A 19,348-nucleotide genomic window follows, 5' to 3' on the forward strand; every position below is an offset into this window, starting at 1 on the left:
CAAATCGCAGGCACGCAAAAAAGCCGGCCAAGGCCGGCTTTTTTTGCCGCAAGGCGGCGACTGGCGGTTTAGGCCAGCGCGCGGATCTTGGCGTTCAGGCGGCTCTTGTGGCGAGCAGCCTTGTTCTCATGGATCAGGCCGCGAGCGGCGTAGCGATCCATCAGCGGCACGGCGGCCTTGTAAGCGGACTCGGCAGCGGCCTTGTCGTTGGTCTCGATCGCCTTGACGACCTTCTTCAGCGCAGTGCGCACCATGGAGCGGGCGCTAGCGTTGCGCAGACGATTCTGCTCCGACTGACGCGCGCGCTTCTTCGCAGACTTGATGTTAGCCAAGGGATGACTCCAATTCGGCTGGTTGAAAAAAGGCGTTAATTATGTGGTGTTTTTGTAGGGTCGTCAATGCCTTTGGCGAACATTTCCGCATGTGCCCGCGGGCGCGAGGCGCGGAGGCTTGTGCATGAAGGCGCCCAGCCTGCTTCGCTCGATGATGTCCTTCAGCGCGATGACCTTTATCTCGCGCATTCTGGGGCTGGTGCGCGAGATGGTGATCGCCAGCACCTTCGGCGCCAATGCGGCGACCGATGCGTTCTGGGTGGCCTTTCGCATCCCCAATTTCCTGCGCCGGCTGTTTGCCGAGGGCTCGTTTTCGCTGGCCTTTGTGCCGGTGCTGACCGAGGTCAAGGAAAAGCAGAGCCACGCCGCGCTGAAGTCGCTGATCGCGCGCACCGCCGGCACCCTGGGTGGGGTGTTGCTGGTGGTCACCGCGCTGGGCATCTGGGGCGCGCCATGGGTGACCAGCGCGTTCGCGCCAGGCTCGGTGGACGACCCGCACAAGTTCGAGTTGACCGCGCACATGCTGCGCGTGACGTTCCCGTTCCTGCTGTTTGTGTCGCTGACGGCGCTGGCCGGTGGCGTGCTCAACAGCTTTCACAAGTTCGCGTTGCCGGCGATCACGCCGGTGATTCTCAATCTGTGCATGATCTCGGGCGCGTTGTGGCTGGCGCCGCACCTGGACGTGCCGATCATGGGACTGGCCTGGGCCATTCTGGCCGCCGGTGTGCTGCAGCTGGCGCTGCAGCTGCCGACGCTGCGCCGGCTGGACCTGCTGGCGATTCCGCGCTGGGGCTGGCGACACCCGGAAGTGCGCCGGATTTTGCGCCTGATGGTGCCGACCCTGTTCGGCTCGTCGATTGCGCAGGTCAACCTGCTGCTGGATACGCTGATTGCCTCATTCCTGATCGCCGGTTCGCAGACCTGGCTGGCGCAGAGCGATCGCCTGCTGGAGTTCCCGCTGGGTCTGTTTGGTGTGGCCATGGGTACGGTGATTCTGCCTTCGCTGTCGCGTCACCACGTGACCACCGATCGCGAAGGCTTTGCCCGCGCGCTGGACTGGGGGCTGCGCACGGCGCTGTTGATCGCGGTGCCGGCGGCCATTGGCCTGATCATCCTGGCCCGGCCGATGCTGTCCACCTTGTTCCAGCACGGTCAGTTCAATGCCTTTGACGTGCGCATGGCGTCGATGTCGCTGTCGGCATTGGGCTTCGGATTGCCGGCTTTCGCCCTGATCAAGGTGCTGGCGCCGGCGTTCTATTCGCGCCAGGACACGCGCACGCCGGTCCGCGCCGGCGTGGTGGCGATGATCGCCAACATGGTCTTCAATGTGGTGTTTCTGGCGATCCTATTTTCGCTGTGGCACACCCCGGCGGACATGGACGACGGCTGGCTGCAGGCGCTGTCGAAGGTGCCGGGTTTGCACATGGCGCTGGCCATGGCCAGCGCACTGGCCAGCTATCTCAACCTGGCCCAGCTATGGCGCGCCTTGCGCCGGCAGGGCATTTTCCAGTTGCAGCCGGGCTGGGCGCGTTTTGGCCTGCGCCTGCTGGTGGCCTGCGTGGTGCTCTTGGTGGTGCTGGTGGCCGGGCGTGAATTGTGGCCGCACTTCACCGCGCGTGGCACCTGGGTGCGCATCGTGCATCTGCTGGTATTGATCGGAGCCGGTGGCGCGGCCTACCTGGGGACGTTGTTTGCGTTGGGCTTTCGTCTGCGCGAGCTGCGCGGGGTGTAGGCGCGTGTGCGCTTTCATTGTCTGCCCACGGCCAGCGGCTATACTTGCCCGATGACCAAGGTTTACCGGGATGTCGCGGGCCCGTGTCTGGCGCCGGCCGGCAGCGTGGTGGCCGTGGGTGCCTTCGACGGATTGCATCTGGGCCATCAGGCATTGCTGGCGCAGGTGCGTTCGCGTGCGCAAATGCTGGGTGCAGCGCCGGTAGCGATCAGTTTCGAGCCCTTGCCGCGGGCGTTTTTTTCGCCCGAGCCGTTGCCACGGCTGGCGTCGGTGCGCGAGAAGATTCAGGGGCTGGCCCATGCCGGCCTGGAACGCGTGCTGCTGCTGCGTTTCAACCGTGCGTTGACGGCGATGAGTGCCGAGGACTTCGTGCGTCAGGTGCTGGTTGAGCGCATGGCGGTGCGCGAGGTCTGGGTGGGCGAGGATTTCCGCTTCGGCCACAAGCGCGCCGGTGATTTCGCCCTGCTTGAGCGCATGGGCCAGGAGCTGGGTTTTGCGGCCTGCGCCATGGATGCGGTGGCCGCGGCTGGACAGCGGGTATCCTCGTCGGCGATCCGCGAGCGCCTGGTATCGAGTGATTTCGACGGCGCCGCCGAGCTGCTGGGGCGTGATTTTTCCATGTCCGGCCGGGTGGTGCGTGGCGAGCAGTTGGGGCGCACGCTGGGCTATCCCACCGCCAATGTGCGGCTGGGTCGGCGCGTCAGTCCGGTGCAGGGCATTTTTGCCGTGCGCGTGGATATCGACGGCGGTCGGCAACAGCTGCCGGGTGTGGCCAGCCTGGGCTGGCGGCCCACGGTCAACGCCGTCTCCGAACCGCTGCTGGAATCGCACCTGTTCGACTTTGACGGCAATCTGTATGGGCGCCACATTCGCGTGCGCTTTGTGGAAAAGCTGCGCGACGAGCTGAAGTTCGATGGCCTGGACGCGCTCAAGGCGCAGATGGATATCGACGCCCAGCAGGCCCGGCAGGCGCTGGATGAGGCCGTCTCGGGTTAGCATGTACGTCCTTGTGCGCATGCAGCGGTGCACGCTTATGCCGGCCAGGCATGGCATGCGCGCTGCAATTGCCTAGAATTGACGCATTCGTCCACGCCTGCCTGGTGCGCGTGGCGCCTGCGTAACAACACATGTTTTCACGCGCCGTCCGGTGATCAAAAAAGATCAGCCGGGCGGCCTTATGTATGGGCCCTGGAAGACCATGACCACGGACTACAAGCACACCATCAATCTGCCGCAGACCGATTTTCCGATGCGTGGCAACCTGCCCAAGCGCGAGCCGGACTGGCTGGCCGAGTGGGAGCGGGTGGGGCGCTATGCGCAGATTCAGGAGCGCACCAAGGATCGTCCGCTGTTCGTGCTGCACGATGGCCCGCCATACGCCAACGGCGCCATCCATCTGGGGCATGCGATCAACAAGATCCTCAAGGACGTGATCGTCAAATCCAAGCTGCTGGCCGGCTTCCACGCGCCGTATGTGCCAGGCTGGGATTGCCACGGCATGCCGATCGAGATCCAGATCGAGCGACAGTTCGGCAAGGGCTTGCCGGCGGGCGAGGTGATGGCCAAGGCCCGTGCCTATGCCGCCGAGCAGGTCGAAAAGCAGAAGGGCGACTTCAAGCGCCTGGGCGTGCTGGGCGAGTGGGATCGCCCGTACCTGACCATGGATCACGCCAACGAGGCCGGCGAGCTGCGCGCGCTGGCCCAACTGCTGCGCAAGGGCTACATCTACCGTGGCTTGAAGCCGGTGAACTGGTGCTTTGATTGCGGCTCGGCGCTGGCCGAGGCCGAGGTCGAGTACGAGGACAAGACCGACATCGCCATCGACGTCGGTTTCGGCTTTGACGACCCCGCCGCCGTGGCCAAGGCCTTTGGCCTGGAGGTGCTGCCCAAGGATCACGGCCAGATCGTGATCTGGACCACCACGCCCTGGACCATTCCGTCCAACCAGGCACTCAACGTGCACCCGGAAATCGACTACGCGCTGGTCGATACCGCGCGTGGCTTGCTGATCCTGGCGGCCGAGCGGGTCAATACCTGCCTGGAAACCTATGGTCTGGAAGGCGTGGTGATCGCCACCACCAAGGGCCAGGCGCTGGGCGAGCTGCGTTTCCGCCACCCGCTCTACAGCGCCGATGCCGGCTATCAGCGCACCACGCCGGTATTCATGGCCGACTACGTGACGCTGGATACCGGTACCGGCGTGGTGCACTCGGCGCCGGCCTATGGCGTGGACGACTTCCTTTCGTGCAAGGCGCACGGCATGACCGATGCCGACTTCATCGCGCCGGTGATGGGCGATGGGCATTACGCCTCCACGCTGCCGCTGTTTGGCGGCATGTTCCTGTGGAAGGCCAACCCGAAGATCGTCGAGGCGCTGGAGCAGGCCGGCTCGCTGCTGCACAGCAACAAGTACACGCACAGCTACATGCATTGCTGGCGCCACAAGACGCCGATCATCTACCGCGCCACCTCGCAGTGGTTTGCCGGCATGGATACGACGCCGGCCGACGGCGGCAAGACGCTGCGCGAAACCGCGCTGGAAGGCATCGAGGCCACGCAGTTCTATCCGGCCTGGGGCAAGCAGCGCCTGCGCAGCATGATCGCCGAGCGCCCGGACTGGACGCTGTCGCGTCAGCGCCAGTGGGGTGTGCCGATGGCGTTCTTTGTGCACAAGGAAACCGGCGAGCTGCATCCGCGCACGCCCGAGCTGCTGGAACAGGTGGCCGAACGCGTGGAGCAAGGTGGCATCGAGATCTGGCTGGATCTGGACCCGCGCGAGCTGCTCGGTGACGAGGCCGACAGTTACGAAAAGAACCGCGACACGCTGGATGTGTGGTTCGATTCGGGCACCACGCACTGGCACGTGCTGCGCGGCTCGCACAAGGACCTGCTGGGCTTCCCAGCCGACCTGTATCTGGAAGGCTCGGACCAGCATCGCGGCTGGTTCCATTCCTCGCTGCTGACCGCCTCCATGCTCGATGGCCGTCCGCCCTACAAGGCGCTGCTGACGCACGGCTTCAGCGTGGATGCCAACGGCCGCAAGATGTCCAAGTCGCTGGGCAACGGCATCGAGCCGCAGGACATCATGAAGCGCATGGGCGCGGATATCCTGCGCCTGTGGGTGGCGTCCACCGATTACCGCCACGAGATGTCGCTGTCGGACGAAATCTTGAAGCGCGTGGCCGATACCTACCGCCGCATCCGCAACACCGCGCGCTTCCTGCTGGGCAATCTGGACGGCTTCGATCCGACCCGGCATATGGTGCCGATGGCCGATTGCATTGCGCTGGACCAGTGGGCGGTCAGCCGCGCCGCCGAAGTGCAGCAGGCGGTCACCGCCGCCTATGCGCGCTACGACCTGCCTGAGATCGTGCAGCGGGTGCAGAATTTCTGCACCAACGAGATGGGCAAGCTGTACCTGGATGTGACCAAGGATCGCCTGTACACCATGCCCACCGACAGCGTCGGCCGGCGCAGTGCGCAGACGGCGATGTATCACATTCTCGAAGCGCTGGTGCGCTGGTTGGCACCGGTATTGAGCTTCACCGCCGAGGAAATCTGGCAGCACATGCCCGGTGAGCGTGGCGAATCGGTGCTGTTCGAAACCTGGTACGACCGCTTGCAGGCCACGCAGAACGGCGCCGAGGCTCGCGCTTTCTGGGCCGATCTGGAAACCATTCGCGACAGCGCCGCGCGCGTGCTGGAAGCCATGCGCAAGGAAGGCACCATTGGTGCCGCCTTGCAGGCCGAAGTCACCGTCTACGCCGATACCGCCACCCGCGAGCGCTACGCGAGCACGGGCGAAGAACTGCGCTTTTACTTCATCACCTCGGCCCTGCATCTGGCCGATGCTGCCGAACGTCCGGCCGATGCCGTGGCGGTGGAGGGCCTCGAAGGTGCCCAGGTCTGGATCAGCGCCAAGCCCAGCGAGCACACCAAGTGCGTGCGCTGCTGGCACCAGCGCGGCGACGTTGGCACGCATGCGGCGCATCCGGAACTTTGCGGTCGCTGCATCGATAACATCGAAGGCGACGGCGAACAGCGTCACTGGTTCTGAGCGCTTCCTCCAGGGCCGACCTCAAAGTCGGGTCGGCCCGTGATCCTTCCTTTGCAGGTTGAACCTTGATGAGTGTGAAACCCAATGCGCTGGTTTGGCTGTGGCTGGCCGTGGCGGTGATCGTGGCCGACCAGGCCAGCAAGGCCTGGGTGCTGAGCGTGATGCAGCCGGGCGAGGTTCACGCCTTCATCCCGCACGTGCTTTACGGCACGCTGGCCTTCAATACCGGTGCGGCTTTCAGCTTCCTGGCCGATGGCTCGGGCTGGCAGCGCTGGTTTTTTGTCGCGCTGGCGCTGGGCGTGAGCGCGGTGCTGGCGGTGTGGCTGTCACGCACGCCGCGGCGCGACTGGCGCACGGCGGTGCCGCTGGCGTTGGTGGTGGGCGGCGCGCTGGGCAACCTGATCGACCGCCTGCATGCCGGTCGGGTCACCGATTTCATTCTGGTCTACATTGGCGACTACGCCTGGCCGGCCTTCAACGTGGCCGATTCGGCCATTTGCGTGGGCGCGGTGGCGCTGGTGGTGTTCAGCCTGTTTGGCGCCAAGCCCAAGAACGGCGTGTGATAATGCGCCGGGCCTCCACGGCTTGAGCTTGGCCGCCGGCGGCGCCACGTTGTAGCCGAGGCTGGCGTCATTGGACATCGGGTTTCGCCGCTTTCGTGCGCCCGGTGGCCTTGATCGCTCCGGTCTATGCGTTACCCCGCCATCTCCCCTTAAGACGGGGAGGGACAAGGTTTACGAGTCACACTATGGATATCCTGCTTGCCAACCCGCGCGGCTTCTGTGCCGGTGTCGATCGTGCCATCGCCATTGTCGAGCGCGCGCTGGAGGCGTTCGGCGCGCCCATCTATGTGCGCCACGAGGTGGTGCACAACCGCTTTGTGGTCGACAAGCTCAAGCGCGAGGGCGCCGTCTTCGTCGAGGAATTGGACGAGGTGCCGGACGATTCCACCGTCATCTTCAGCGCGCACGGCGTTTCGCGCGAAGTGCGCGAAGAGGCCGACCGGCGCTCGCTGAACGTGTTCGATGCCACCTGCCCATTGGTCACCAAGGTGCATATGGAAGTGGCGCGCCTGGGGCGCGGTGGGCGCGATGTGGTGCTGATTGGCCACGCCGGCCACCCGGAAGTGGAAGGCACCATGGGACAGTGGCGCGACAGCTTCAACGGCGAGGTGTATCTGGTCGAATCGCCCGAGTGCGTGGCCAAGCTGGAGCCACGCGATCCGGACGCGTTGTCCTACGTGACCCAGACCACGCTGTCGGTGGACGACACCAAGGCCGTGATCGACGCGCTGCGCGCCAAGTTCCCGTCCATCGAAGGGCCGCGCAAGGACGACATCTGCTACGCCACACAGAACCGCCAGGACGCCGTGCGCCAGCTGGCCGGCCAGGTGGACGTGGTGCTGGTGGTCGGTTCGGTCAACAGTTCCAACTCCAACCGCCTGCGCGAGCTGGCCGAAAAAAGCGGTGTGCCGGCCTATCTCATCGACGGCGCTGAACACATCGAGCGTGCGTGGGTGGCCGATGCCAAGCGCGTCGGCGTGACCGCTGGCGCCTCGGCACCGGAGACCCTGGTGGCCGGTGTCATCGATCAGCTCAAGGCCTGGGGCGGTGGCGAGGCGGTCGATATGGACGGCGAGCGCGAGACCATCACCTTCGCCTTGCCCAAGGGCCTGCGTATTCCGGTGCAGGTGAGCACCTGAGCGGGCTTGTCAGCCCAAGCGCCGACCGCTAGAATCTCGCTTCTTTGCCGTTGTAGCTCAGTTGGTAGAGCAACTGATTCGTAATCAGTAGGTCGGGGGTTCGACTCCCTTCAACGGCACCAATATTTCAAGGGCTTGCAGCGATGCAGGCCCTTTTTTTGTGTCAATCCATAAAAAGCTCCGTTAAAAAAAACCGGCATCTTTCGCCTGGCGTGGCTTTATCGGCTGAGGCAATCGCGTTTGCGCATGCGTGACACCGTGATGAGTCATGCCTGGCGGGTGCCTTCGAGAAGGGTGGCTAAACCGAGGGTGACTGACACTTTTTCCGTTCACCCTGGCTAGGGAAAACGCCGCGTATAACCGGATCTGCCGCATGAGCGGTGACGCAAATTCTCTGGAGGCCCGTCATGGGTACTCAAACCGAAGGCACGAAACATGAGGTCAAAGGCGTCGCGAAAGAGGCGTTTGGCAAAGTGACCGGTGACAAGGGGCGTGAGGCAGCCGGCAAGGTGGAAAAGCATGCCGGCAAAATGGAAAAGGCTGCCGGCAAGGCGGCCGACAAGGCGCGCCACGAGGTCGACAAGCACCGCTAAGCGGTGATCGATCTGCCGTGCTTGGCGCGTGTCACGCCGGGAAGCCGCTCACTTGAGCGGCTTCTTTTTTCGATGGATGGCTGGCACTGATTAACGGCGTTACAGGCGTACCGGTACGCCCAGAATCACCGTCTGGGCGACCGGCAGCTGGTAGTAGTCGGACGGGCTGGCGGCGTTGCGCATCAGGAAGCTGAGCAGGTGGCCACGCCACTTCCACATGCAGCGCTGCTGGCTGGATGGCACCACGGTCAGGTTGCCCGTGTAGTAGGTGACCTCGTCCAGGTCCAGGTCCATGCCCTGTTTTTTGCAGATCGCCAGGTCCGAGGGCACGTTGACGCCCTGCATATAGCCGTAGTGGAGAATCACCCGCATGAAGCCGTGCTCCAGTTCCTCGAACTCGATGCGCTCGTCGGGTGCGATGCGCGCCACGTCTTCGATCAGCACGGTGAGCACGATCACCTGCTTTTGCAGCGCGCGGTTGCGCCAGACGTGATAGGGCAGGGTGCGCGGTGAATCCTCCACGTGTGCGCTAAGGAACACCGCGGCGCCAGGCACACGTGCGATGTCTTCCTTGTCCACCTGCTGGATCAGTTCCTCCAGGGGCTGCGTGCTGTGCGGGCGTTCCTCGGTCAGGCATTGGCCACCGCGACGCCAGGTGGACATCATCAGGAAGAACACCAAGCCGATGACAATGGGGAACCAGCCGCCGTCAGGGATTTTCATCGCATTGGTGGCGAAGAACAGCAGGTCCACGCTCAGGAAGAAGACCAGGAACAGCAGGGCCGTCGGGCGCTTCCAGCGACCAATCTCGCGCGCCACCACGAAGGCCAGCACCGTCGTCACGATCATGGTGCCGTTGACCGCGGCACCATAGGCGGCCGCCAGCGCACTGGAGCTCTGAAACATCAGCACCACGGCGATGGTGGCGGCCATCAATGCCCAGTTGACCGCCGCGATGTAGATCTGTCCACGCACCTCGTGCGAGGTTTGAGTGACGCGAAGGCGCGGCATCATGCCCAGCTGGATGGCCTGACGGGTCAGCGAAAACGCGCCGGTGATGGCCGCCTGCGAGGCAATGATGGTGGCAAGGGTGGCCAGCCCGACCAGCGGGTAAAGCAGCCACTGCGGCGCCAGATGATAGAACGGTTGCTTGATGCCCGGCTCACGCAGCAACAGCGCGCCCTGGCCGAAGTAGTTGAGTAGCAGCGCCGGCAGCACGAAGCCGAACCAGACCCATCGAATCGGCTTGCGCCCAAAGTGTCCAAGGTCGGCGTACAGTGCTTCGCCGCCGGTGCTGACAAGAAACACCGCATACATCACAAGAAACGCGATCCAGGCGTTCCACTGGAAGAAATGGAACGCCCAGTACGGGTTCAGCGCGGCCAGCACGCGAGGGGTATCAACGATCGATTCGGCACCCAGCACCGCCATGGCCAGGAACCACAGCAGCATCACCGGGCCGAACACGATGCCGACACGGGCAGTGCCGCGCGACTGGAACGCGAACAACGCCACCAGGATGGCGATGGTGGTGGGCACCACATAGCGTTCCAGGCCCGGTGTGGCCACCTGCAAACCTTCCACCGCGCTCAGGATGGAGATGGCCGGGGTGATGATGACGCCGCCATACAGCAACGAGGCACCCAGCAACCCAAACAGGATCAACAGCAGGCGTCGGCGCCGCTCGAGATGTCGCCAGGGACGCAGCAGCGCAATCAGGGCAAATATGCCGCCTTCGCCCTGGTTGTCGGCCTGCAGCACAAAGGTCATGTACTTGAGCGAAATGATGATCACCAGCGTCCAGAACACCAGTGACAGCACGCCCAGCACCGTGCCGGCGGTCACCGCCACGCCAGTCGTGCCGATGAAGGCCTGGCGCAGCGCATAGATCGGGCTGGTACCAATATCACCGTAGACGATGCCCAGTACGGCGAGCCCCAGCGCGGCGCGTGCGCCCAGTCCTCTCGGTGACTCCTGTTCCGGCGGGCCGCCCTTGAACAACAGGTGTCGGCGCTTCTGGGCTTCTTCGCGGGGTCCGGCCACGGAAATATCCTTGCGGTTGCGGTCGGCAGCGGCGAGGCCACCTACAAGTGAATACTTCACCACGCTCTCATATCGCGGGTCGTCGCCTGGTGAACGCCCTGCTGACTGTTCAGGTTGGTGACCCCGGTGGCGATCCCCGATATACCGCTTGTCGGACCATCCGCGCCCTTCGTCGGAAAAACGTGGTACCTGCGCGTCGGACCGCTATGCTTGTACTGCACAGTAATATTCAGGGGATCATGGGGATATGAGCCGCGTTGCCTTGCCGCACGCCATGCGTGGCGTGTCGCTGATCGAGGTGCTGGTGGCCATCGTCGTATTCAGCGTCGGTATCATGGGGTTGGCGCTGATGCAGGCCAAGGGGTTGCAGTTCACCAAGGATGCCGGCTCGCGCACGCAGGCCATCGTGCAGGTGCGCAGCCTGGCCGATGCCATGCGCGCCAATCCGGCGGCCGCGCGCGAACCCATTTCCAACTCCGGTGCCAGTACCGGTGTGTGTGTCTACTGCACCGACAACTACACCCTGGCGGACCTCAACACGGCCAATGCCTGCGATGTGGCGTTGAACAATGCCGACGACGTGGCCAAGTGTGACCTGGCGCGCTGGCTTGATCGCCTGCGCGCAGCCACGCCAGGTCCCACCCAGGGCGCCGTGGGCGCGGTGACCTGGGATGCCTCTCTGGGGGCCTACCGCATCACCGCCAGCTGGTCGGGCAGCAAGCTCAAGACGTCCGATACGGGTGACGTCAGCTACGGCTTCATCTACTTGCCATGACCATGGGACGTCGCATGACAAAGCAACGCCAGCGCGGCTTTTCCATCATCGAGCTGATGATCGCCATGATTCTGGGGCTGATCGTGGTGGCCGGTCTGATCCAGGTGATGATTTCCAATCGCAAGGCCTACCACCTGCAGGAAGACACCAATTTCGTACAGCAGAACCTTCGCTTTGCCAGTGATCGCCTGGGCTGGTCCATCCGTATGGCCGGTTTCTGGGGCAGTGCCAAGGGTGTGAGCATTGCCAACACGTCGGCGGCGGCCTCGGCGGTGACCTCCAAGGGCGGCGACTGCTCGGCCGCCTGGTCGGTAGCGGTCAATCCGGGCACTAGCGGTGGTGGGGCTGTGTATGGATACGACGGTGGCAGCGAGTTCCCGCTGGGATCGGGTTGTGTCGACGATACCGATTATGTGAAAGGTTCCGACGTGATCGTGGTGCGCTATGCCGGCACTCAGGAGATGGCCCCAACAGCCGCGGCCAGCATTGCCGCCGATGGCAGTCCGGTATCGCTGATTGCTTCCTCCAACGGTGTAGGCGCGCTGTTCGCCAGCGCCAGTAGCGTGCCCGATCTGTCCGTGCTCAGCAGCAACGCGCTGGCTTCCTCGGCTTCGGTAGCGGCGCGTCCCATCCAGTTCGTGTATCCGTATCACGTCGAGGTGTATTACCTCTCTCCCTGTGACGATCCCGGCGCAACGGCGCACTGCACCGCCAGTTCCGACGACGGTGACCCGCAGCCCACCCTCAAGCGCATCCGCTTCAAGTCCGATGGCTCGCTGGTAACCGATCCCGTGGTGGAAGGCATCGAACAACTGCAGTTCAGTTACGGACTGGAGCAGCAAAGCGCGGACGGCTCCATCTACGCGGCCAAATATGTCAGTGCCACCAGTGTGGGCGACTGGAGCAAGGTGATTTCGGTGCGCCTTGCCATGGTCGCGCGCGGTGCGCAGCGCGATATTTCCGTACCCCACAGCGGCACCTTTGACCTTAGCCCCGGCTGCAGCTATGCGGTCGCCGCCGACGGTTCGGTCACCCTGTCCAATACCACCGATTGCACCGGCTTCAGCCTGAGTGCTCTGGCTCGCCCGCAGCAATACGCGCGCAACCAGCTTAGCCAGGTGGTCCAGGTGCGTAATCGTACGCGAGGGTGATATCCATGAAACGCATCCTGTCATCCCCCATGAACGCATCCATTCGCGCCTCCGAGCGTGGCATTGCGCTGTTTGTCGGTCTCATCTTCCTGGTGGTGCTGTCGCTGGTGGCCATCATTGCCATGCGAGGCACCTTGATGGAGATGAACATGGTCAACAATGTCGCCTCACATGAGCGCGCCTTCGAAGTGTCGGAAACCCTGCGCAGCGTGCCGGTGGCGTTATTCAACGAGAATGTGTTCAACCGTGGCTGGCCTGCCGATTCGGACTTCAATGGTTCCGAGCCGTCCAGTGACTTCTCGTTCCCGGTGGGCAGCTCGATGTTGGCGCAGGCCGGCGGTGGCTTGCGCAAGGTGGGAGGGGCGCCGGTCAATCTGTACGAGATTGTCTTTCAGACGGGGGAGGATCCCTACCATCCCGAGACCTGGATGAAGAGCGCTCCGGACATGACGCTGTCGTTGTGCAGTTCGGGCGATACCAGCTGCAGCAGCGGCGGATCTGCCGATATATGGATTCGCCCTGATGGGGCCGTGTTGGCCGAAGGCGCGGGGGGCGCGCAGTCCACCGGCTATCGGGGTGGCGGTGTGGGCGCGGCATCCAGCGGTGGCTCCATGTATTTCGAAATTCTGAGTGTGGGTCACGCTGGCAATGGTCGCGCTGTAACCATGGCGCAGTATCGCCAGGTGATCCACAACTGATTCATACGCAAGACGACCCGTTGGCGATGGTTGCGTCAATGGGATACGCCGCGAGCGGCGAGGACTATGACCATGCGCATTGCAGGATTTTCCCTGAAGATGGCCGGCCTGTGGCTATTGGCCACCACCGTCGCCGGCATGCCGGCGATGGCCCGGGCCGCCACCGAGGCCGCTCCGGCGGGTAACACCATCGCACTTAACAGTCAGGGGAAAATTGCCCAGGCATCCGATTACACGGCATTTCCTGTGCTCAACGTCGGTGCCGTGCCGCCGCTGGTGATGCTGGTGATGTCGCGTGACGAACAGCTTTTCATCAAGGCCTACAGCGACTTCACCGATCTGGACGGCGACGGCAAGATCGATACCACTTACAACGACAGCTTCAGCTACTCCGGATATTTCGACCCGCATCTTTGCTACAGCTACGCCGGCGGCCAGTTCAAGGCCGACAACAATGCGGGAGGCACCAACCAGCATGCGTGCAGCAATGAGTGGAGCGGAAACTTCCTGAACTGGGTAGCGATGAGTCGCATGGACATGGTGCGTTATGTCCTGTATGGCGGTTATCGTCATGATGCTGATGGTACGGGTGATACACCGAACAAAACGGTACTTGAGCGCGCCAATATCCCCAGTGATCTGCACGCCTGGGCCAAAGTCTACAGTGGCAGCGACGTAGCCGATTACACCCCGTTTTCCTACGACAAGGACAATCCGGTCTCATTCTGCAACGTGTCTGAAGGATCGGACCGAACCAACGATCCCCCCGAACTTCGCGTCGCTCGGGGCAACTGGTCGGAATGGGCATCGACGGCCGTTCGCCAATGCGACTGGAAGTCGGCAGCCAGCGGCGGCAATGATGGCAGCTACAACGATGTCCCGAGCGAGACCGATAATGGGCTGGGATCGAAGGAATACACCGTCCGTGTCCAGGTCTGCGATGCCAAGAGCGACTACCGCGAGAGCTTTTGCCAAAAGTATGGTAACGGCGACCATGTCGACTACAAGCCGGTGGGTCTGCTGCAGCGTTATGGCGAAAGTGGCCAGATGCGCTTCGGGTTGTTGACGGGCAGCTTCTCAGAACCGCGAAGCGGTGGTGTGCTGCGCCGTAATATCGGCAAGATCGCTGGTAATGGGCCGCCTGAGGATGGCTGCACCACCGGCGACGAGATCGACCTGACTGATGGTACGTTCTGCAACGAAGGCGCGGGCGATGAAGGCATCATCAATACGCTCAACCGTATCCAGCTGACGCAATGGGATTTCGTCAGTCGTTGGAAAGATTGCAATACCTACGGCATCCTCAATCGCCGCACCAGCAACAACTCCAGCAACAAGCATCTGGATGATCCGGGCAAGCAAGGGGCCAATTCCTACCAGTGCCGGGCCTGGGGCAATCCGCTGACGGAGATGTATGCCGAGGCGCTGCGTTACATCGCCAATGACCAGACCGGTCCTGACCCTGCGTTCAACCATTCCAATAATGGCAATAATGGCAATAATGGTGATGCGGAATTGGGTTTATCTACGCCGGCCTGGAAGGATCCGTATCGCAGCCCCGATAAGGGCGGCAATCCGTATTGCGCGGCATGCAGCATCATTGTGTTGTCGACGGGGCTCAATTCCTTCGACAGTGACGAAATTCCTTCATTTCACAACGACCTGAGCAGCATCGACGCTGCCGCCGCCACCAAGACCGTGGGGCAGGACGAAGGCATCAGCGGTAATTACCTTGTTGGCCGCGTGGTGTCTTCCCAGAGTGAGCTGGACGTCGGCAATCCGGTCAATACCTACGAAGATCTGTGTACCTCCAAGGAGGTGACGGACCTGAGTCTGGTCCGTGGCATCTGCCCGGATATTCCCTCCATGGAAGGCAGCTACCTGATGGCGGGGCTCGCCTATGACGCGCACACCATGGATATGCGTCCAGGCTTGCTGACCCAGGGAGGCAAGAACCGTCCCAAGGCATGCGACCAGAACGGCCAGAATTGTGAGACGTACAAGAACACGGTGACCACCTATACCGTGGCGCTGGCGGAAAACCTGCCCAAATTCCAGATTCCGGTAAGCGGCGGTGATGTGACCCTGGCGCCGCTGTGCCAGTCCAATAATGATGGCTCAGCCACCGCCGACAGTGGCGGCTGGCGCAGCTGCTATCTGGGCGCGGTCGGGGTGGGACCCAAGACGTCGCGACTGGACTCCAATTACGTGTACGGGCGAAATCTGCAGACCGATGCGTCCGGTAACTATGTAGCGGGCAGTTTCTCGCTGGTCTGGGAAGACTCGCTATGGGGCAACGATCATGACCAGGACGTGGTCAACATGATCACCTACTGCGTCGGCGACACCTGCAAGCGTTCGACCGCGCTGCCCATGCCTGTTTCGAGCGGCAACGTCTGTTTCTACTATGACAGCAATTATGGCGGTAGAAACTGGTGCCCAAGCACCGGTACGACACCGCACAACTTCCCCTCCAATGATGCTTTCCGTGACCAGATCTCGTCGCTGAAAATACCCTCGGGATACTCGGTGACCCTTTACAAGGGGGAGAACCAGACGGGTGAGAGCAAGACATTTACCGGCAATACTCCCTATGTAGGTAACGATTTCAACGATCAGGCACGCTCCTACACGATCACGCCCAACAACACGTATTCCGGCTATGACATCTGCTGGCGCTCCGACTCCAGTGTCTGCGGCAGTGATGGCAAGCCCGATGTGGGCAGTGACACCGTATTGATACGAATCGAGACGCTGTCGGCTTATGCCGGCAACGCCATGCTCACCGGTTACGCGGTCAGCGGTTCGGACAACGATGGCGTCAAGCGCATCGCGTTGCGTCCCGGCAACCAGAATGGCAGCGTGCTGAGCAGTTCCAACGAACCGCCCAGCAGCTGGGAGAAGCCGCAGGTGCTGGAGTTCCATCTGAATACCGGTACCCCGGCCGCGAAGCAGCTACAGAACCCACTGTATTACGCGGCCAAGTATGGTGGCTTCGATCATGAGCGCGATACGAGCGGTCAGCCGATCGATCAGCCGTGTGATTCAACCACCACGCCCAGCTGTACGACTTCCAACTGGGATTCGGTCAACAACAATACCGGTGCCGCCGGCAGCGATGGCGTCCCCGACAATTTCTTCCCGGTACGCAATCCGGCGCAGCTGGGTCAGCGGTTGTCGGCGGTGTTCAACGACATTCTCTCGCGTTCGGGCTCGGGTACATCGGCGGCGGTGGTGGCCAACAGTGCCGATGGCGCTGGCTTGACTTATCAGGCGCTGTACCAGTCCGAGCAGCAAAGCACCGATGGTGGCCAGACGGTGAAGTGGACGGGCGATCTCAACGCGCTGTGGACCGACTCGTACGGTTACCTGCGTGAGGATGCCAACCACAACAATCAGCTCGACGACTATCACACCGATCCGGTCATCGAGTTCTTCCATGACGACACCTCCGGCCGCACCAAGGTCAATGTGTACACCATGCCGGCCAACTCCGACGGCACACCGGTCAGGCTTTTCGACAAGACTCAGGCGACCAAGACCGAAATCGCGTTGAGCCAGCTACAACCGGTGTGGTCGGCTGCGTCCGGTCTGGATGAGAAGGGCATGGACACCACTGACCAGCGTAGCTACACCACAGGCTATGCCACGCTGGATGACGCCTCGCGCAAGCGTTACATCTTTACCTGGCTGGACAAGAACCTTGACGGCAAGGTGGACCCCGGCGAACAGGTGCCATTCACCTGGAACAGCTTCAACACCACGCTTAGCGTAAATGGCGCCGCTGATGCCTATGCCTACCATCTGCTCAATACCGACAGCACCGCGGGTGCCCAGAATCTGATCAACTGGGTGCGTGGTACGCAGATCACGCAGTCCGATGGCACGCCCTCGGCGCTCTGGCGTTCGCGCGCGCTGGACGGCAAGGTGATGCGCTTGGGAGATATCGTCGATTCCACACCGGTGGTGGTGGGAACCCCGGCCGAGGCTTATGACCTGCTTTACAACGACGCCAGCTACGGCGTGTTTCGCAAGCAGTATCGCAGCCGGCGCCAAGTAATCTACGTCGGCGCCAACGACGGCATGCTGCATGCGTTCAATGGCGGTTTCTACAATGCCAGCCTGAGCAAGCTGCAATTGCAGCCCAACAAGGTGGACGGCAGCATCGACACCAGCTATACCAAGCGTGCGCTGGGGGCAGAACTCTGGGCCTATGTACCGGGCAACCTGTTGGCGCATCTGCGCTGGATGGCCAATCCAGATTACGAACACAACTTCTACGTCGATGGTTCGCCGATCGCACAGGACGTGAAGGTGTTCCAGGGTGACGCCGATCACCCCGGTGGCTGGGGCACGATACTGATCGCGCCGTTCCGTTTTGGCGGCGGCCCGATTGCCACGCCACTGCTCCCCAACAGCGAGTACGAGAAGTACAGCTTCTACAACACCTTCTCGGCCTATGCGGTGCTGGACATCACCAATCCCGAGAAGGCGCCGACACTCCTGGCGGAGCTGACCAATACCAAGCTGACCACTGACAGCGACGACCAATGCATCAGCAGCTCGACGGTAACCCGAACGTTGAGTGTGACCTGTGCGCAGTTGAAGAACGTGGTGGCCACCTATACCAGCTCCGTGCCGGCGCAGGCCACGTTCCTGGATACGCATGATGGCGATCCGACGGACTTCTACCTGTTCACAGGTTCTGGAACCACCGACAATGGCGGAACCGGCACCGAAGGTGGCCGCGCGGTATCCAGTCAGGATATGACGATCCGTGCCTACGACATCGCGGAGCTGGCCGACAACAAGACCGATCCCGTGCGGACCTTCAATTTTGCCGATGTCGGCTCCAACCACGCAGGCAGCGACAGCTTCGCCGGTGACCTGCTGGCGGTGGACTTCGACCTGGATGGACTGTCGGAGGGGGTGTATTTCGGCTCGGTGAAGGACAACGGGTCAGCCAACGCTTTCGGTGGCAACCTGTTCAAGGTCAGTTTCATCGGTGACAAGGTGCCCGTGGACGATCCCAGTCAGTGGACGGCGCAGGAAGTTACCAGTGACCTTGATCGCCCGGTGGTGGCGCATGTCACGGTGGGTCTCAACGATCGGGGCAAGCCGATGATTTTCGATGGCACGGGGCGCGCCTTTACCAAGGCGGATTTGTCCGACACCCACGACCAGTTCATCTTCGGCGTGATGGATACCTCGCTGTTGAAGAACACCGATGCCCAGTACGCCGCGCTGCCACTGTCGATGAGCGACCTTGCCGATGTCACCGACGTCAGCGTCTACGACGATGGCTCGGTATCCGGAGCCGGCAGTGACAACACCTACCAGGCCCTGACAGACAGTTACAACACGGCGGACAAGCTGGGCTGGTATCTTGACTTGCAGAACTATCCCCTGAAGGCGGATGGCAGCGAGGATACATCGCAGGGCAAAATTCCCTCCGAGCGTGTGGTATCCAGCCAGACCCTGCTGGGTGGCATTCTCTTGACCACCACGTTCATGCCCGGTACCGATGCATGCACCGATGTGGGCAGCGCCCGCTTGTATGGTCAGAACTACAAGACCGGTACCGCCGATCCATCGCTGGCCTATTTCGGCACCACCAGCAAAAACGGCAAGAACGAGGTTAATCGTTCCACCAGCCTGGGCGCGGGCTTGCCTTCGTCTCCCAGCCTGGTGGTGACATCGGGAGCAGGCAAGGACAAGTCGTTGCGTGCCTGCGTGCAGACTTCGACCGGTGCCATCATCTGCAAGGACATCACCACACTCAAGAGCGTGACCAGTGGTGAGGTGTCATGGCGTCAGCCTCTGGATCAGTGACATGAGGAACGTTGCGAACATGCGAAAACAGGCCGGTTTTTCCCTGATCGAATTGATGATCGTGGTGGCTATCGTGGCTATCCTGGCGTCGATTGCCTGGCCCTCCTACCGGCGTTACGTCGTGCGTTCGCATCGCACCGACGCCAAGAAGGCCCTGTTGGAAGTGGCCGGGCGCGAGGAGCGCTACTTCTACTCCAACAACGACTATACCGACCAGTTGAGTGAGCTGGGGTCGTCCTCGTCGGCCGCTGGCCAGTACTACAGCCTGTCAATCCCGGTCGCCAATGCCACGACCTACACGGTGAAGGCGACGGCCGTTGGCAGTCAGCAGCGCGATGATGAGCTTTGCCAGAGTATCAGCCTGGACAAGACCGGCAAGTTCACATCGGAAGGCTCAACCACGGATGCACCCAACTGCTGGGGAGGCGGATGA

Annotated in this window: 13 protein-coding genes and 1 tRNA gene; 12 read left to right on the plus strand and 2 right to left on the minus strand. The window is 62.3% G+C overall.

Features of this window, described 5'->3' with window-relative positions; genetic code table 11:
• Window positions 1–68 precede the first annotated feature (68 nt).
• Window positions 69–332, minus strand: a complete 264-nt coding sequence (rpsT, locus tag HBF24_RS00470; protein WP_167167323.1) for a 30S ribosomal protein S20 — start codon at window positions 330–332, stop codon at window positions 69–71.
• Window positions 333–456: 124 nt separating this feature from the next.
• Here rpsT and murJ point away from each other — a divergent pair, with 124 nt between their 5' ends.
• The 7 genes from murJ (at window position 457) to HBF24_RS00505 (ending at window position 8,416) form a co-directional block, all read left to right on the plus strand.
• Window positions 457–2,064, plus strand: coding sequence for a murein biosynthesis integral membrane protein MurJ (gene murJ, locus HBF24_RS00475; protein WP_167167326.1), 1,608 nt, complete (start codon window positions 457–459; stop codon window positions 2,062–2,064).
• 51 nt (window positions 2,065–2,115) lie between these two features.
• Complete coding sequence (locus HBF24_RS00480; RefSeq protein ID WP_167167329.1) at window positions 2,116–3,060, plus strand: bifunctional riboflavin kinase/FAD synthetase; 945 nt, start codon at window positions 2,116–2,118, stop codon at window positions 3,058–3,060.
• Between the two features lie 202 nt (window positions 3,061–3,262).
• A complete protein-coding gene (ileS, locus tag HBF24_RS00485; RefSeq protein ID WP_167167332.1) occupies window positions 3,263–6,121 on the plus strand; it encodes an isoleucine--tRNA ligase in 2,859 nt (952 codons plus the stop codon).
• 68 nt (window positions 6,122–6,189) lie between these two features.
• On the plus strand, window positions 6,190–6,684 hold the full coding sequence (gene lspA / locus HBF24_RS00490) for a signal peptidase II (protein ID WP_167167336.1): 495 nt from the start codon (window positions 6,190–6,192) through the stop codon (window positions 6,682–6,684).
• A 185-nt stretch (window positions 6,685–6,869) separates the two neighbouring features.
• A complete protein-coding gene (ispH, locus tag HBF24_RS00495; RefSeq protein WP_167167339.1) occupies window positions 6,870–7,823 on the plus strand; it encodes a 4-hydroxy-3-methylbut-2-enyl diphosphate reductase in 954 nt (317 codons plus the stop codon).
• A gap of 46 nt (window positions 7,824–7,869) precedes the next feature.
• Window positions 7,870–7,945, plus strand: a tRNA-Thr gene (locus HBF24_RS00500).
• Window positions 7,946–8,203: 258 nt separating this feature from the next.
• A complete protein-coding gene (locus HBF24_RS00505) occupies window positions 8,204–8,416 on the plus strand; it encodes a CsbD family protein (protein WP_343162675.1) in 213 nt (70 codons plus the stop codon).
• Window positions 8,417–8,515: 99 nt separating this feature from the next.
• Here HBF24_RS00505 and HBF24_RS00510 read toward each other — a convergent pair whose 3' ends face one another.
• Window positions 8,516–10,519 (minus strand): KUP/HAK/KT family potassium transporter, encoded by a 2,004-nt coding sequence (locus tag HBF24_RS00510; protein ID WP_206064107.1) that lies wholly within the window; start codon window positions 10,517–10,519, stop codon window positions 8,516–8,518.
• A gap of 187 nt (window positions 10,520–10,706) precedes the next feature.
• Between HBF24_RS00510 and pilV the strand changes: the two genes are divergently transcribed.
• The 5 genes from pilV to HBF24_RS17385 all read left to right on the plus strand — a co-directional run bounded on the left by pilV (window position 10,707) and on the right by HBF24_RS17385 (window position 19,348).
• A complete protein-coding gene (gene pilV / locus HBF24_RS00515) occupies window positions 10,707–11,234 on the plus strand; it encodes a type IV pilus modification protein PilV (RefSeq protein WP_167167342.1) in 528 nt (175 codons plus the stop codon).
• Window positions 11,235–11,248: 14 nt separating this feature from the next.
• A complete protein-coding gene (locus tag HBF24_RS00520) occupies window positions 11,249–12,385 on the plus strand; it encodes a PilW family protein (protein WP_167167345.1) in 1,137 nt (378 codons plus the stop codon).
• 5 nt (window positions 12,386–12,390) lie between these two features.
• Window positions 12,391–13,083 carry a PilX N-terminal domain-containing pilus assembly protein gene (locus HBF24_RS00525; RefSeq protein WP_167167348.1) on the plus strand — a complete coding sequence of 231 codons (693 nt, stop codon included), beginning with the start codon at window positions 12,391–12,393 and terminating at the stop codon, window positions 13,081–13,083.
• A 72-nt stretch (window positions 13,084–13,155) separates the two neighbouring features.
• Window positions 13,156–18,915, plus strand: a complete 5,760-nt coding sequence (locus tag HBF24_RS00530; protein WP_167167351.1) for a PilC/PilY family type IV pilus protein — start codon at window positions 13,156–13,158, stop codon at window positions 18,913–18,915.
• 1 nt (window position 18,916) lies between these two features.
• Entirely contained in the window at window positions 18,917–19,348 is a 432-nt protein-coding gene (locus tag HBF24_RS17385) for a type IV pilin protein (RefSeq protein ID WP_277344480.1), read from the plus strand.

Origin of the sequence: Oleiagrimonas sp. C23AA (genome assembly GCF_011759385.1) — a bacterium.
Classification (GTDB): Bacteria; Pseudomonadota; Gammaproteobacteria; order Xanthomonadales; family Rhodanobacteraceae; genus Oleiagrimonas.